Origin of the sequence: Paenibacillus sp. PvP094 (genome assembly GCF_040546835.1) — a bacterium.
Lineage (GTDB): Bacteria > Bacillota > Bacilli > Paenibacillales > Paenibacillaceae > Paenibacillus > Paenibacillus illinoisensis.
This window is the reverse complement of sequence record NZ_JBEPOM010000001.1, coordinates 4,509,454-4,524,439: the sequence shown is the minus strand read 5'-3', so window position 1 is coordinate 4,524,439 and position 14,986 is coordinate 4,509,454. Positions and strand designations below refer to the sequence as shown.

11 protein-coding genes are annotated in these 14,986 nt (G+C 48.7%); all 11 read right to left on the bottom strand.

Annotated features, from left to right (window positions below; genetic code table 11):
• Positions 1 to 96 precede the first annotated feature (96 nt).
• The 11 genes from ABIC22_RS20860 to ABIC22_RS20810 all read right to left on the bottom strand — a co-directional run bounded on the left by ABIC22_RS20860 (position 97) and on the right by ABIC22_RS20810 (position 14,958).
• Complete coding sequence (locus tag ABIC22_RS20860) at positions 97 to 2,787, bottom strand: PBP1A family penicillin-binding protein (RefSeq protein ID WP_354483483.1); 2,691 nt, start codon at positions 2,785 to 2,787, stop codon at positions 97 to 99.
• A 171-nt stretch (positions 2,788 to 2,958) separates the two neighbouring features.
• Positions 2,959 to 3,201: an RNA chaperone Hfq gene (gene hfq / locus ABIC22_RS20855; protein ID WP_017687918.1), complete on the bottom strand. Its 243-nt coding sequence runs from the start codon at positions 3,199 to 3,201 to the stop codon at positions 2,959 to 2,961.
• Between the two features lie 228 nt (positions 3,202 to 3,429).
• Entirely contained in the window at positions 3,430 to 3,657 is a 228-nt protein-coding gene (locus ABIC22_RS20850; RefSeq protein WP_164764178.1) for a hypothetical protein, read from the bottom strand.
• A 219-nt stretch (positions 3,658 to 3,876) separates the two neighbouring features.
• A complete protein-coding gene (gene miaA, locus ABIC22_RS20845; RefSeq protein ID WP_354486036.1) occupies positions 3,877 to 4,824 on the bottom strand; it encodes a tRNA (adenosine(37)-N6)-dimethylallyltransferase MiaA in 948 nt (315 codons plus the stop codon).
• On the bottom strand, positions 4,808 to 5,593 hold the full coding sequence (locus ABIC22_RS20840; protein WP_127536688.1) for a class I SAM-dependent methyltransferase: 786 nt from the start codon (positions 5,591 to 5,593) through the stop codon (positions 4,808 to 4,810). Before ABIC22_RS20840 ends, miaA begins: the two co-directional genes overlap by 17 nt.
• A 17-nt stretch (positions 5,594 to 5,610) precedes the next feature.
• Positions 5,611 to 7,698, bottom strand: a complete 2,088-nt coding sequence (gene mutL, locus ABIC22_RS20835; RefSeq protein ID WP_354483481.1) for a DNA mismatch repair endonuclease MutL — start codon at positions 7,696 to 7,698, stop codon at positions 5,611 to 5,613.
• Positions 7,699 to 7,718: 20 nt separating this feature from the next.
• The gene (mutS, locus tag ABIC22_RS20830) at positions 7,719 to 10,505 is read right to left on the bottom strand and encodes a DNA mismatch repair protein MutS (protein ID WP_354483480.1); all 2,787 of its coding nucleotides are present in this window, start codon (positions 10,503 to 10,505) and stop codon (positions 7,719 to 7,721) included.
• Positions 10,506 to 10,711: 206 nt separating this feature from the next.
• Positions 10,712 to 11,962 (bottom strand): putative amidoligase domain-containing protein, encoded by a 1,251-nt coding sequence (locus ABIC22_RS20825; protein WP_354483478.1) that lies wholly within the window; start codon positions 11,960 to 11,962, stop codon positions 10,712 to 10,714.
• A 109-nt stretch (positions 11,963 to 12,071) separates the two neighbouring features.
• On the bottom strand, positions 12,072 to 12,632 hold the full coding sequence (locus ABIC22_RS20820) for an outer spore coat protein CotE (RefSeq protein WP_127536685.1): 561 nt from the start codon (positions 12,630 to 12,632) through the stop codon (positions 12,072 to 12,074).
• Positions 12,633 to 12,707: 75 nt separating this feature from the next.
• Positions 12,708 to 13,685: an aromatic acid exporter family protein gene (locus ABIC22_RS20815; RefSeq protein WP_127536684.1), complete on the bottom strand. Its 978-nt coding sequence runs from the start codon at positions 13,683 to 13,685 to the stop codon at positions 12,708 to 12,710.
• A 481-nt stretch (positions 13,686 to 14,166) separates the two neighbouring features.
• Complete coding sequence (locus ABIC22_RS20810; protein ID WP_371859929.1) at positions 14,167 to 14,958, bottom strand: ABC transporter permease; 792 nt, start codon at positions 14,956 to 14,958, stop codon at positions 14,167 to 14,169.
• Positions 14,959 to 14,986 lie beyond the last annotated feature (28 nt).

Below are 14,986 nucleotides of genomic sequence, written 5' to 3'. Positions count from 1 at the left end.
AATGGAGTTAAAATATCGCTGTCTAAAGCAAAAAACCTGCTTCACCGATCATTCGGGAAGCAGGTTAAGAGCTGCGTTAATGATAATTAGTTGAAGTTAACCATCGTTTCCGGTCTGTGTTTCAACCGTACCATCGTTTTCACCTGTGTTGCTTTCTGTTCCGGCATCCGGCGGAACAACTTCACCAGGAGTCGTAACCGAACCATCGCCAGATCCATCATTGTTCCCACCAGGATCGGTAGTTCCCGTTCCAGGGGATGTATTTCCATCACCAGGCTGGCCGTTTCCTTGCCCCGGTCCTCCATTGTTACCATTACCGTTGCCGTTACCGTTATTGCCATTGTTTCCATTACCATTTCCATTGTTACCGTTGTTTCCGTTATTCCCATTGTTACCGTTGTTTTCACCCGAATTCCCATTATCCGGTGAACCGTTATCCGGATTCTCGGTACCAGGCTGTTCCGTTCCTGGATCCGTTCCTGGGTCTGTACCCGGTTCTGGTTCCACTGGTTCGATCTCCTGTGCCTCAATCATAAGTGAGATCGTATTGGACGGATCGGTTTCAAGTCCGGAGGCCAGATCAAAGGCAGTAACATAATACTCGTATGTCAGGCCTGGAAGTGCACTTAGATCCTGTGCACTAGTCGATCCCACCGAATCAATCAGATGGGTGAATTGCGCTTCGGACGTCTCTTTCCGATAGATCCGATATTGAGTATTCGCATCTCCTGTTCCTGTCCAGTTAAGCGAAACCGTCTGAGAATTCGGATCATACGCCCCGCTTAATCCACTAACCGATAATTGCGGCTGCTCCGGTTGCGTTTCTTCCGGTGGTGGTGCCTGTGCACCTTTAGGTGCTTCAAAATCCTTCACAGGTACACCCTTCAGTGCATCAGTCATGACTTTGGCGAAGAAAGCTGCGGATAGCTTACTGCTGTTTTTGAGCATATGGGTTGCGTCCGGATTATCATATCCCATCCAGACTGCAGCAGTCCATTCAGGTGTATACCCGACAAACCATACATCACGGTTTGCGCTGTTGCCAGCGATGCCGCTCTGCACCGTACCGGTTTTACCTGCTACCGGGCGATCCAGTCTTGCTGAACGTCCTGTACCATCATTGACTACGTTTTGAAGCATCTGTGTCAATGCGTATGCATTTTGTTCACTCATGACACGCGTCGTGTCTGACTTGTCATGTTTGTAAACGGACTTATCCGAGCTGTCCTTGATTTCCTTGATCGAATAAGCCTGTTGATATTCACCGAGGTTGGCAAATGCACTATAAGCTTGTGCCATCTCAAGGGTATTTGTACCTTTACTCAGACCACCCAGAGCAATCGCTAGGTTTTTATCCTCATCTGTAAGCTGAATGCCTACACTCTTGGCAAACTGTACGCCTGTATTTACACCTATTTTATCAAGCAGCCACACGGCAGGAATGTTCTCCGACTTCGTGATGGCCTCGGTCATACTGATTGTTGAAGAGTATCCATGCAAGTTTCCCGGGCAATAATTGCCAAAGCACTGCTTCTGATTGCTCAGCGGCGAATTGGCGTTATAGTCGCCAGACTCCAGTGCAGGCGCATACGATACGATGGGCTTGAATGCCGATCCCGGTTGTCTGCGGCTCTGTGTTACCCGGCTGTACCCCTTCGTTTGATAGTCACGTCCACCCAAGAGAGCAACCAGACTACCATTTTCATGGTTCATGATAACCATGGATCCTTGAACCTTCTGGTCGTCTTTGCTTTCCTCAAATAAACTGTCATCCGAGAAGGCACTTTCCATGGCCGTCTGTGCCTGAGCATCCATGGTTGTATAAATCTTGTATCCACCGATGTTCAGATCATCTTCTGTTTTGCCTGTTACGCGTTCTGCTTCACGAAGTACATAATCAATAAAAGCTTGATATTTTTGCTCTTTCTCCGGTGGTGTATAATCGTAATCCACCGCTTTGGCTTCATCCATTTCTTCCTTCGTGATGTAGCCCTGTTCGTACATAAGCTGCAGCACCACACCGCGGCGCGCTTTGGAATCGTTCGGATTGCTCAGTGGGTTATAGGCGGACGGCCCTTTAGGCATCGCTGCCAGTGTAGCAATTTCCCACAACTCAAGTTTATTCAAATCTTTTTCCCCGAAATAAAATTCGGAAGCGGCCTTGATCCCATATCGCTGATGACCAAAGAAAATCCGGTTCAGGTACATCGTCAGAATCTCGTCTTTTGTGTACTTGCGCTCCAAAGCCATCGCAATGGATACTTCCGTCGCTTTCCGGAAGAATGTTTTGTCACGGGACAGGAACATATTTTTCGCAAGCTGCTGGGTTAGCGTACTGCCCCCCTCAACCATGGAACGGGCCATGATGTCTTTTACAGCTGCACGTCCGATGGACCAGATATCCACACCCTGATGCTCATAGAATCGTCTGTCCTCTGTTGCCACAAAAGCTTCCTTTACCAATTCGGGAATCTCATCTTCATCAACGGGTTCCAGCTTCTGAATCGACAGCTCCCCCATTAATTGACCATTGCGATCATATACTTTCGATGTCTCATTAATTGTTGTTTTGTCCATGTTGGCTGTAAGCAGCCGCTCACCACTGACCATGATGAACAGATACCCGCCAAGTGCACAAAAGATGGCGATTGCCATAGTGAAAAATAGTGTCCACCCAACGCGTTTACCCGTAATTTTTTTCTTTTTAGAGGTCTTAGGCTTCGCTTTCTTGGGTGACTTGTTATTGTTGTTGCGATTGTTAGACCTCGACAACGGATCGTTTGGCATGTTACCTCCTGACTCCCTTTCGGTTGCACAATTTCTATTTGCCTGTAAAGGCTAATGCTTATCATAACCCTTTTTTGCCCGGAATGAAAAGAACAACCCTTGTTAAGGTTGCTCTGCTTCAATTCCTATACTTGTAGACGAAATGGTTGTAGAAAAGGTTTCGTAATTTTTTTAAGCTTCGCCGCTGTTATCCTGCTGCATCAGCGATACGCTGCGTTGCGGCGTGAACGTGGAGATGGCGTGCTTATAGACCATTTGCTGGCGTCCGTCGCTGTCAATGACGATCGTAAAATTGTCAAATGCCTTGATCGTTCCACGGATTTGAAAGCCGTTGGTCAGATAGACCGTAGCAGGAATGTTTTCTTTCCGCAGTTGGTTCAAGAACGTATCTTGGATGTTGATGGACTTGTTCATTAGCCGTACCCCCATTGGTTCATTTGAATTCGTGTTTAAGATAGTATTCAATATCGCTGAGTAGCTTTCGTGCTATTATATCATGAACAGTTTCATATAATCCACAAAAACCCCTTGTCTACTAATTTGCATCTCGGAATCAGCCTGACGTGCAGTTAGAAGACTTATCCATTATACACCGCTTGTCTAAAATGCAAAAGAGGGACAAAATCATCGTTTTAGAGCGCTTTATTCCTGCCGTTCCTGGTCAACCAAAGGGTTCGACAATGCTTTCGTTAGCGGAATTTTCTGCCGTTCTTTTCGATCATGAATCAGCATTTTCAGGTATGTATTGGTATTGGACAGAACGATAATTACCCAAATTAGGGCAATAAGACCCAGAATGGCAACAGCAACTCCGAATAATCCGGAAAAAAATAGATATAAGCTCGTTCCTCCACTAAAGCCCGAATCCAAGAAGACCATCCCTTTCTCATTGGAACACACGGTTCATTATTTGATGTTGTTATGTGTTTTCATCTTAAAGTTCATGTCATTTTTTTACAACCATTTGATTAAATCTGTTCCTTTATTTTCTATGTTTTGCACTCAAAATAAAAAACCTCTACTCTTTTTTGAAATCAAGAGATAGAGGTTCAAACGTCCCATAAGGGACCTAATTCACACGTTTCGCAATCATTTGAACTTTTGCTGAATTAATGCACATACCCTCTCATAGTTCCCTGCGAAATCTTCGGTATCTGTCATATCCACCCATTCAATGTCCTTCATATGCCGGAACCAGGAAAGCTGGCGTTTGGCAAAGCGGCGGGTATCCCTCTTCAGCCATTCCACCGCAGCATCCCAGCTGACTTCGCCTTGAAGATACGCTGCAATTTCCTTGTATCCCAGTCCCTGCATGGAGATATGACCTCTGGCCACCCCGCGTTCCAGCAGTGACTTCACTTCTTCTACCAAACCTTGCTCAATCATCAGGTCAATCCGTTCTTCAACCCTGGCGTAGAGCTTTTGACGATCCATTGTTAAACCTATAATACTCAGATCGTACGGGGATTCTTTCTTCTGCGACGCCAGTTGTTCAGATAACTTCTCCCCTGTCAGGTGGTAAATCTCAAGAGCCCGAACAATTCGCCGCTGGTCGTTCACATGTAGCCGTTCCGCACTAATTGGATCTATTTCCCTCAGCTTGTCATGCAGCGCCTGAGCACCGTGTAACTCCGCATAGCGAAACTGTTCCTCCCGAAAAGCCTCATCCGACCCGCTTTCCGAGAATTGAAATCCGTAACAGACCGACTCTACATACAGACCGGTTCCCCCAACAATAAAGGGCAGCTTACCGCGATCCTGTATTTCACTGATCAGCCGGGTACAGCTCTCCTGAAATTCTGCAACCGAATATGGATATTCCGGTTCATGGATATCAATGAGATGGTGGGGCACTCCTTTCATCTCTTCACGGGTAATCTTGGCCGTCCCGATGTCCATTTCACGATAGACCTGCATCGAATCTCCCGAAATAATTTCGCAATTAAACGCTTGTGCGAGCTCGATACTCATCCTTGTTTTGCCTACTGCTGTCGGTCCAACCAGTACAAGCAGTTTAGGTTTAGCTTCCGCTTTCAACATTTATCACTCCGTACAGTGTTTTTGCATTGGCGCGATCCAGCACCTCGAATCCGAGCCTCGTAAACTCCGCGCTGCCGCGCTTTTCTTTCATCACAACCCGTTTGCGGGCTACCCGTTTGGCCTCCATGATACTTTGAATATCCAGTGCATGGGAGTTTGCATAATCCCGCAAGGGCTGAATCGCACTTGAATCCATCATCGGTTCGCGGAACATGGGGTCGAAGTAAACTGTGTCGCAGCTTCGATCCGGCATAGAACGAAGAAAATCCAGATGATTGGCATGTCTTAATTCAATTCTGCGAAAGGCTTCATCGACTTCGGGCTGATTACTCTCGTAATAGGACATCCCCTCAACCAACAGTGTATAGAGCTGCAGAGAGCTCTCACAAGCAATAACCTTCCCCTGCTTACCTGCTGCGACGGAGAATACAAGCGCATCCGTACCTAATCCGGCTGTACAATCAATGATGGTATCTCCTTTAATTACAGCTCCCGCTTCCAGCATAGGATCAGGCTCTCCGCGCAACACACGCTTCGCGCGTACGAATCCCATGCTTGGATGAAATTCAAGCTGCGGCGCATTCTTGCGATACAAGCGCGCCTTGCCCTGAAGCACGACCAGGATTTCGTTAACGCCATAACGTTCAATCAGCCTGGGCAAAGACTTTTTATTGCGCGGCACATAGGTACCACCCGTCGTTTCCGCGAGCTTGCGCGCGCGTTCCACAAGCGAAGGCGCCTCTGTATCACCGGTTGTAATATACATAACTTCCTCCTAAACAGCTACATGACCCGTTTGAACAATTTCTCCAGATCATAGGTTGAAAATGAAACGACTATCGGTCGCCCGTGTGGGCAAGTATAGGGCTGCCTGCAGGAACCGAGTCGCTGAATGAGCGTCTCTGCTTCCTGTTCTGTCAGCTTCTGATTGGCTTTAATCGAGGCTTTGCAGGAGCACATGATGGAAGCAGCTTCACGCATTTTCCCCACATCAATGCTGCGCTCGCTGAGCACCCATTCAGACATTTCTTCAATAATATCCTTCTCGTCCCCTTTGGGAAACCAGAACGGATGGGAGCGCACACGAAACGTCTGTCCACCGAAATGCTCCAGATAGACTCCAGCCTGTTCAAACCAGGCAAGCCTGGACTTGAGTTTTTCCGTTTCGGACGGTGTAAATTCCAGTGTGATCGGCAGCAAAAGCTCCTGTGAAGCTTGAGCCGGATTGCCAAACTTTTCATAATAATACTCATAATTCACCCGCTCATGAGCGGCATGCTGATCAATCAGATAGAGGCCGTCTTTATTCTGGGCAATCAGATACGTACCGTGATGCTGACCAATCAGGCTAAGCTCTGGAAACGCCGGCAACGTCGCATCCGACTTCACCGCTGCTGCCAGCTTTGCAGTATCAGGTAAACCTGAACCCTTCCAGCTGCGCTCCATATTGGAACGATTAGAAGCTTGATATGACAGCCGGTTTTCTCTAACTGGAGCATTCACGTTGGTTGGTCGATATGTCGGCGCTGTGTCCTGAGCTGGCACCTCGCGTTCATCTGTCTGAACCCGCTCATCAACAACAAGGGCCTGAAACGGATTTATCGGGTTGAGCTGATCTGGCGGTGGAGCGTCCGGCAAGGGTGGCACCTCTGAAAAGAGTTCCGCAGCATGACCCGGTTGAATATCAGCGGGGGCATCCAGATCGTCCTCTTCCATGGCCGTGTTGCCTGGCACAGGGGTGCTATTCTTTTTGGACTGTGCAACCTCATCTTCTATCACTGGCTCATCCTTGTATGGTCCTCGCGGAAACAGAAACTGTTCCTGTATAAATGAACTGTCGTCTCCACGTCTAATCTGCTGTTTGGTCACTTGAGGTATAAGCACTTCCTGCCGCAGAATTCCCCGTACTGTCGTTTCAATAAATTCGTACAACTCGGCTTCCTTGCTGAACCGCACTTCCAGTTTTGCCGGATGCACGTTTACATCCACGAGTGAGGGATGCATCTCAAGCTGCACCACAACAAGCGGAAATCGATTGATCGGGAGTAACGTGTGATACGCTTTAAGAATGGCTTGATTAAGACCATAATTGCGAATATATCGACCATTTACAATCGTTGACATGCCGCCCCGATTGGCCCGTGTCCATTCCGGAAGACTGATTAATCCACTTACCCGATAATCCAGATTCTCGCCCTGGACGGGCAGCATGGCTTTGGCTGCACTGGTACCGTAGATTGCTGCCACCACCTGAAGCAGGTCGCCGTTTCCGAGCGTCTGCAGCAGCACATTGGCATTATGCCGCAGCGTAAAGGAAATATGCGGATGAGACATGGCCATCCGGTACAGCACATCCGAGATATGTCCCAGCTCGGTTTGGATGGTTTTCATATATTTCAGGCGGGCAGGAGTATTATAAAATAATTCTTTGACAACAAACTCTGTCCCTTGAGGTGAAGCAGCATCCTCATGTGTACACAGTTTGCCACCCTCAATCACAATCCGGCGCCCCCGGCCGTCGTCTCCGCTAGCCGTTAGCACTTCGACCTTGGAGACAGCCGCGATACTCGGCAGAGCCTCTCCCCGAAAACCAAGACTTGTGATCTGGAAGAGATCACGTCCGTGCGTAATTTTGCTCGTTGCATGACGATAGAATGCTGTTTCCAGATCCTCGGGTTCAATGCCTGAACCGTTGTCTTTCACACGAATGCTGAGCAATCCGCCCTCTTCAACGGAAACTTCAATTTTGGTAGCCCCTGCATCCACGGAATTCTCCAGTAATTCCTTAACAACCGAAGCAGGCCGTTCAACCACTTCACCTGCTGCAATCTGGTTGGCAATATGTTCGTCAAGGACATGTATTTTCGCCACAGGTTTCCCCTCCCATCATATCAGGATAATTGCTGTGCCTTTAACTTAAGCTCATTCAATAATTGCATCGCCTGCAGAGGCGTCATATTCATAACATCAATGTCTTTCATGTTACGTATAAAATCTCGTGTTGGTTTGTCCACAGCGACCACATCATCGGGCTTGGTTCCCACGTTGGGCTCATCATCACCGAATATCGACAGCTGGACAACGTCCTGTGGTTTGGAACCAGATCTATTCTTATTGCCTCGCTCCTTGAACAACTCGCTCTCCACGTAAGTCACCGTATCGGGTACCGAAACCACAGCTTCCTCTCGTATCACTGTGGCATTTTCCATTCCAGGTGTATTATTGTAGTCCGATCCCGGAATGCGGCTTCCCTTCCCAGCAAACTCACTTCCGACCGCCACCTGTGCTGCCGCATGTTCGAAGCCGTGCAGTAAACCATTCGCTCGTTCAATAATACTATCCGGCAGACCGGCAAGTCGTGCGCAGTATATACCATAACTGCTGCTGGCAGCACCCGGAATCAATTTGCGCAAGAAATTCACTTTGTCCCCACTCTCCTGTACGGCCATGGAGTAGTTTGCCAGCTTATCCAGACTTTCTTCCAGGTGAGCCAGTTCATGAAAATGCGTCGATACGAGTGCTTTACAGCCTATAATGTCGTGCACATACTCAATGACGGATTGGGCAATAGCCATCCCCTCGCTTGTTGACGTGCCCCGGCCCAATTCATCGATAATGATCAGGCTTCTCGGCGTTGCTTTGTCAGTCATTACCTGAATATCCGCCATCTCCACCATAAACGTACTTTGACCGCCAATCAGATCGTCTGCTGCCCCAATTCGTGTGAAGATGCGATCCATGATGGGTACCTCTGCCTGACCTGCAGGTACAAAACAACCAATCTGCGCCATGATTGAGATCAGGGCAACTTGTCGCATATACGTACTTTTCCCGGCCATATTCGGACCAGTAATCAGAAGAATCCGTGCTTCTTCCTTTTTCATTGCCGTTTGGTTGGCGATAAAGGCACCATCCCTCATAACAGCCTCCACCACAGGATGACGTCCTTGTTCCACCACAAAGTCATAACCATCTGTCAGTGTTGGTCTAACAAAATTCCGCTCTGCACTGATTACCGCGAAGGATTGATATACATCGATCTCCGCAACCTGTTCAGCCAGTTTTTGCAGTCTTGCAATTTCATGATTCAACCGATCCCTCAGCTCAGCAAACAATCCGTATTCAATATCGACCATCTTGTCCTGTGCTTCGAGAATCAATGTTTCCTTTTCCTTAAGCTCCGGCGTAATGTAACGTTCTGCATTAGCCAGCGTCTGTTTCCGCTCATAACGGCCTTCCGGCAAGGAGGCCAGATTGGACTTCGTAATTTCGATATAATAGCCAAACACCTTGTTGTAGCCGATTTTCAGGGAGCGGATGCCCGTAGCTTCACGTTCTTTTGCTTCCAATTCAGCGATCCACTGTTTGCCATTCACCGATGCTTCCCTTAGTTCGTCCAGTCGTTCATGGTAACCTTCACGGATTAATCCTCCATCCCTTACGGAAACAGGGGGCTCGTCCACAATGGCACGCCCGATGGCATCCCTTAAGTCACTACAGTCATCCATCATCTCCGCAATGTTCTGCAGCGTGGTAGAAGAAGACTCTGCACAATACTGGCGCAGTCCAGGTATTTTATCCAGCGACAGCTTGAGTGCGTTCAAATCGCGCCCGTTGGCATTCCCAAAAGCAATCCGCCCCACCAGTCGTTCCAGATCGTAAATGTCCTTCAGTTCAGCACGCAAATCCTCACGCAAAATAAACTGATTGTATAGCGTGTCCACTGCTTCTAGTCGCTCATTAATTTTCCCTTTTTGAAGTAAGGGTTTATCCACCCACCGCCGCAGCATCCGCGCACCCATGGATGTCTCCGTTCTGTCCAGCAGCCAGAGCAACGAGCCTTTTTTGGAACGCTCGCGAACCGTTTCCACAAGTTCCAGATTACGTCTGGTGAATGGATCCAGAATCATGAAGTGATCCGGCTCGTAAGTCGAGATTTGTGTCAATTGCCCCAGAGAACGTTTCTGCGTTTCACTCAGATAAGAGAACAGTCGTGCAACACAAACTTGACGTTCAGGCTCCAGTCTTGCCCATGCAGCTTCGCCGAATTGTTGCCGAACGAGATCTTCCTTGCTTTTGGTCCAAGGCGTGTATACAACAGGTCTACCGATTGGTGAAGACTGCGCAGCGACGGTATCGAGAAGAGTCGCATCACCGACTAATTCGGAAGGTTCGTAAATGCCGATCTCATCTTTCAGCCATTCCTTGGAATATGGCACGGACGTCACGTACAATTCACCCGTTGACAGATCACACGCTGCCAGCGCCAGTGTATTTTGGTTTCCTGTCAGGCAGACCATATAATTGTTGGATTTGTCGCCAAGAGTCTTGCCTTCCATCACCGTTCCAGGCGTGATGACACGTACAATCTCCCGGCGCACCATGCCTTTTGTTACGGTTGGATCTTCCATCTGCTCACAGATGGCAACCTTGTATCCTTTTTCAATCAGACGCTGTATGTAATTGTCCGCCGAATGATAAGGCACACCGCACATCGGAATTTTCTCTTCCCCACCGCCTGCGCGTGCAGTCAGCGTAATTTCGAGCTCACGTGCTGCATTGACAGCATCATCGAAGAACATCTCATAGAAATCACCTAATCTAAAAAAAAGAAAAGCGTCTTGCGCTTCGGCCTTCACTTGCAAATATTGTTGAATCATTGGCGTATACTGAGCCATGAATATCCTCCATCCGTTCCTATGTTGTCAGGAAGAGTCCCTGCCCTAGAAGGAACAATAAGGCGGTCAGGCACATCTTCGTGCCTCCGCCTCATGTTTCGGCCACCTGCCGCTTCCTTCACAGACCAGTGTCTGCATGTCTTCCATAGCTGTAATCAGATCCAAAATTGACTTACTTTCTATTATAACAAAAAAACATCTACTCTTCATGAACCTGCACGAATATTCCAGACTTTGCGAATGTCCCGGCTCTCATCCCACGTCTTCCCTTCTCTCAGGTGACGTATGAGCGGAGCGGCATACTTTTCATATCTTGCGTAGTCCTCCAAGCCGACCAGATCGTCCAGAAGCGCTGGAATGTATTCCTTCATTCGTTCCCGGTCTCCTTCGTAAAAAGCAGCATGCACGGTTGTGTTCATCAAAGGACGAAGAGGAAGACTGGTGTAGGAGGCGGCAATAAGACCTGCGAGAGCGACCACTCCTTTGGCAACGAGTGGAGAGATCAGGAAGCTGGGCAGTGTTCGATATTCGAATCCACCATAGTGCTTCAATCGAAAATCACCCAGTGCTCCGTACCTTGGACGCCTGCCCGAACCACGCGGGTCCTGCAGAAACGCAAGCGGCAGGGCCAGATAATTGTCAAGCACACGCAGCAAATCCCCGTTAAGCGTCACTCCGCTGAAATGAACATGTCCCCCGAGCGGCAATCCACGCTGCGGCATTCCCCCAGCCTGCCAAATGAGCGAATGGTCGGTTATGCTGCGGGATGCCAGGTCAAAAGCTCTAAGTAAATGAGTTAGCAGCTCTCGCGGTTCCGAACTGGGGGCAGGACGAAGTTCAGCAACCGGATAGATCCGCCTCCCCCCGATAGTCACGGAATCGCAGCCTACCATTCCTGTGCGTCCGAGAAACCTTGAAGCAGGTATAATTTTGGACTCCGGCATCTGCACGAGTAGAAACTCCGGGTCCATTCCAAGCACGGGCGTTACTTTATTCTGACTTTCCTCATCCAGTTGAGACTGCAGCTGCTTCCAGCCTTCCCGGTACATGACAGATAGATCTGTCATGCCCTTCCACGGACGCGGGTCAATCGAAACAACAGTGCACCCGTTTTTCCCCGAAGCTTCCAGCCGTACAGCGCCGTGATCGAGTCCAAGGGTATACAAGGTTTTAACAGCTAGCCGCTCGATTCTTTTGAACAGCGTCGAAGCCGCTTCCCGGTCCAGTACGCTATCCTGTGCACCGCCCATGCCGCTCGTATCCCGCCGTTTAATCCGAAGTGCGTACAGGCAGCATATCTCTACATCGTAACGTACTCTTAGGCCAGGCTCCCTTTTTTGCCTGTCACGTGAGGCAAGCACTTCAATGCCGGCTCGCTCCAATCGTCCTGCCCGTTCTCCCGCCGACATGCGTTCGTAACGTTTAACCGCTTGCTCTGCCTCTTCCATTACATTCATTCGGTCCCTCCTTTCCATCGCCCAAAAAGAAAAAAGAGGGCTTGCGCCCTCTTCACTGCCGCTTGCGGCGCATATAATACCTTAGCTAAGGATACAAGAGACGAAGAAATTACAGTTCCTCGTCAAGCAGGTCCGGATCAAGATCATCATAATCTTCATCCGTGCTGCCAAAGTCATAATCCTTGTCTTCGTAGTCTCCGCAACCATCTGTGCATACCTTCACGCATACTTTGGTTTCGGCAACCAGTTCAACAGCGAATTCCCGTTCTACCCGGATAACTACGCTGCCTCCGCCTGCGGATACAGTGGCTTCCACACAGCTTGGTTCCTGCGTTGCATCCGCAGATACCTCTACTGTGGAAGCCCGGTGTTTCGGATCCAGGTAAGACAAAGGTACATGTTCTACATACGACACCGTTTCTTTGGCTACATCTGTCTGCGAATTTTTGTCATAGGAATACCAAATGTTGATATCGTAAGTACCAATAACTTCAATTCCGTCCCCCGCTGATACGGCTTCATATTGGTGGTTGATAATCCAAGCCCCCAAAATACTGGTCGGACCATTAGGCGGAGTCACGGTATGTGTTACGGTAGAGAACTTACGACCTTTGCCGCAGATCGCCTTCGTGATGATCTCTCTACATTGATGTTTATGACTCAATGACATCTTTAAACCTCCTCCATACAATCATTCACTACAAGTGTATGCAGGGCATCCGTCTAGGGTGACAACTATTTTCTATTATTCGTTTGTAGATTGGGACCGGTCCGTAATCGGCGACGGTGCTTTGTCCTTTTTCGCAATTTTCAGATACAGCGCGAGTTCCCGGCACAGCTGGAGAATCGCAGAACGAATCTCGAATTCTTCCCTTGTATCTGGCAGTTCCATTCGCCTGAATTCTTCCTGCACATTTGCGAGTAGTTTTTCGGTTCGTCCAGTGTAAGACTCTGTGAGCACATCCTGACTGAGCTGGTCAAACAGCTCCGACACCATTTCGGCGTGTGGCATCTTCTGATAAATTTGTGATACCAGATGCATCATATGCTGAATGGAGTCCAGCTGCGTTTTTCGCATGTAAAAATATACGCTCCATTCTTCGTTGGGATGAATGACCTGATTCTCCAGTGAACGCTTGGCTGCTTCAATGCCTCCAAGAACAGCCTTGTCCGCTTCAATCAGTTCCTTCCCTGCCCAGACCTCATTCGGATTACGAAGAGTCGCAGCAAACTCCTTGAAGATCACGGAGAATAGTTCATCAATCCTTTTGCGAATCTGAAGCATTTGCGGGTCCGCTGCTGGCATATATGCCAGATTAACGACCATTGCAGATCCCAGACCAATCAGCAGCAACCCGATTTGCACCAAAATGACTTCAACGTCCATCTCCCCGCCACTGAAGACACGAAAGACCACGACAGACCCCGTCACAATGCCTTCCTTGAATCCGGCCCGAACAATTACCGGAAACGCAATCAGTATGTACACGGCCAGAACCCAATAATGGAAGCCTAGAAAGTGAAAAAGTACACTTGCAAACAAAAGACCTACCACGGAAGCAAAGAATCGCGCCGAAATCGTGCGAATGCTTCTTTTTCTCGTAACATCGACACCCAGAATGGCTAGCAAGCCTGCCGATGTTGGCCCGGGCAAGCCGCACCAGTCCGCAATCAGCACAGCCATCAGTGCAGCAATTGCGGTTTTAATTACTCTAAAACCCATTTCTCATTACCTCTCCTCTAAGCTGCTTATATGGCCAAGCCAGCTCTTCGTCCCATCCGGATGAATGCATGTCCTGCTTCATACCTCTAACAAATCTGCGTTAGCCTGCTTCTGCAATACGTAGTATTCCTAGTATTACACACCCTTAGGCAAACCATTTCCCGTTTTACAAAAAATGAAGCTATTGAAGGGATGCATAGACATATGCAGTCACATCAGAATCAATAAACGGCATCAACCGACATGCCCATGCATGCCGGTCACAACATCGCGTCCCGGATGTGGGACGCTGGCAATTTCGATTTGATGCGGGGTGAAGACATATAAGGCCCTAATCTCCAATCTCCGCATACATGAAGGACTGCACGGAATATTCGTATTAGTATGGTACTTGATTTTTGGTTAGCGGGCAACGTGACACCCCTTGTGAAATTGTATACATAACACGATCTAGCAAGCTCTATTAACTTTTTTCGTGGCACTACCTGCGACCTGCCAGCAGTTTTCTCTCTACATACACCACAAGCTGATACATCGCTGTAGCTACGGCCGCGATAATAAGCAGGCTCGATAATACCAGGGTAAAATTGAAGACCTGAAATCCATAGATAATCAAATACCCGAGCCCCTGTTTGGCAACCAGAAACTCACCCACAATTACACCGACCCAGGCCATGCCCACATTGACTTTCAATGTAGAAACAATCGCGGGAAATGAAGCCGGCAGGACAACTTTGGTAAAAATCACGGACCGGTCGCCACCGAACGTACGAATGACCTTGATATAATTGCTGTCCACTTCGTTGAAACTGTTGTACACAACCAGGGTCGTAATAATCACCGTAATGGACAACGTAGTCATGACAATAGCCGTAAAGCCTGCACCAAACATGACGATGAAGATGGGGCCGAGTGCCACCTTTGGCATGCTGTTGAATACGACCATATAGGGATCAAGCACTTTGGACAAAAAAGGAGACCACCAGATCAGGACCGCAAGCAGCGTTCCGACAAGCGTCCCCAGCAAAAAGCCAACTGCCGTCTCCCCAACGGTGACTGCGACATGAATCCAAAGTTCACCACTGGCGATGTCCTTGCCGATCTGGGCAAAAACTTTGCTCGGATAACTGAACAGCAGCACATCAATCCAGCGCAGCCTGCCCGCCAGCTCCCATAACAAAAACATGCAGACCAGCAGGGACAGCTGAACCGCAAGTACCTTGCGGCGCCACTCAGCAACCTGCTTCATGTGGCCCTGGTGCAGTTTCTGCATCCATTCATCCCGGCGCATTTCCTGCTTC

Excerpts from the sequence above, each read along its gene's own strand:
- ABIC22_RS20860 (WP_354483483.1), bottom strand. The coding sequence starts at position 2,787 with ATGCCAAACGATCCGTTGTCGAGGTCTAACAATCGCAACAACAATAAC.
- hfq (WP_017687918.1), bottom strand. The coding sequence starts at position 3,201 with ATGAACAAGTCCATCAACATCCAAGATACGTTCTTGAACCAACTGCGG.
- ABIC22_RS20840 (WP_127536688.1), bottom strand. The coding sequence starts at position 5,593 with ATGTATATTACAACCGGTGATACAGAGGCGCCTTCGCTTGTGGAACGC.
- mutS (WP_354483480.1), bottom strand. The coding sequence starts at position 10,505 with ATGGCTCAGTATACGCCAATGATTCAACAATATTTGCAAGTGAAGGCC.
- ABIC22_RS20825 (WP_354483478.1), bottom strand. The coding sequence starts at position 11,962 with ATGAATGTAATGGAAGAGGCAGAGCAAGCGGTTAAACGTTACGAACGC.
- ABIC22_RS20820 (WP_127536685.1), bottom strand. The coding sequence starts at position 12,632 with ATGTCATTGAGTCATAAACATCAATGTAGAGAGATCATCACGAAGGCG.
- ABIC22_RS20815 (WP_127536684.1), bottom strand. The coding sequence starts at position 13,685 with ATGGGTTTTAGAGTAATTAAAACCGCAATTGCTGCACTGATGGCTGTG.
- ABIC22_RS20810 (WP_371859929.1), bottom strand. The coding sequence starts at position 14,958 with ATGCAGAAACTGCACCAGGGCCACATGAAGCAGGTTGCTGAGTGGCGC.